The 1047-nt window shown below is 39.4% G+C and carries 1 protein-coding gene; it reads left to right on the top strand.

Going from position 1 to position 1047, the window contains the following annotated elements; genetic code table 11:
• Positions 1 to 1047: helicase-related protein (locus ACFIKI_RS08365; RefSeq protein WP_375666750.1), on the top strand; the 1047-nt coding region annotated here is incomplete at both ends.

The raw sequence follows: 1047 nt of genomic DNA, 5'->3' as shown, positions 1-1047 counted from the left end.
ATTATTGGCTGTTATAGAGCCCTGACCAAAATAGATAAGCAAGCCGCTGTTGATGATGATGATACAGAGCCCATGCATAGCGCTTTAGCTTTTTGCAAAGATATCAACACCTCTCAATATATTACAAAGCTCTTCAATAAAATTATCAAATCTCATATTGATGATTTCCTTCAAACCGTTCCCTTTCTAAACTGTGAAGTAAGACATATTGACGGAACGCAAAGTGTCAAAAAGCGCAATGAGGAACTGGATTGGCTTAAAGGAAATGCTGGGAACAATGTTTGTCGGATCTTAAGCAATGTTCGGTGTCTTTCAGAAGGGATTGATGTCCCTGCTCTTGATGCCATCATGTTTTTACACCCGCGTAATAGCCAAGTCGATGTGATACAGGCGGTAGGGCGTGTGATGCGCCGTGCGCCAAATAAGAAAACGGGCTATATTATTTTACCCATTATCATTCCTTCACACTTAGAAGCCAAAAAAGCTTTAAAAAACAATAAGAGATACCGTGTTGTTTGGCAAGTTTTGCATGCTTTACATTCTCATGATGAAAGGCTTGCTCGGACGATTAATCAAATGTCTTTAGGACAAGATAGCAGCCATACGATTGAGATTATAGAGATTAAGCGTGCCAATGAATTAAAAGAGCTTACCACAACGGTTGATGAAATCTCGATACCATCCAAAACAGAAAGTTCTGGACGTGTCATTGGAACAGCAGAAAGCAAATCTCAATCGGTATCTGGAGGACAAGAAGACTTATTCCGCCGTTCTGATTTTTTTGATTTTGTCAAAGCCATTTTTCTGGATAGTTTTAAAATCACGGATTATTGGGGCATTTGGGCGAACAATGTTGCTGAGATTGCTCAAAACCATATCAATCATCTTAAAGATATGATTTCCGATGAAAAGAGTGAAGCCTTTCACGCCTTTGATGCATTCCATAAGGAATTACAAAACAACGTAAACAGTGAAATCAAGCAAGAGGAAGCGATTGAGATGTTAGCGCAACATCTTGTCACGCGTCCCGTGTTTGAAGCTTTATTT

Origin of the sequence: Bartonella sp. TT121SHDZB, from assembly GCF_042193415.1 — a bacterium.
In the GTDB taxonomy this organism is placed as follows: Bacteria; Pseudomonadota; Alphaproteobacteria; order Rhizobiales; family Rhizobiaceae; genus Bartonella.
Note: the sequence above shows the minus strand (reverse complement) of the source record. Positions and strands in the feature narration are given on the sequence as shown.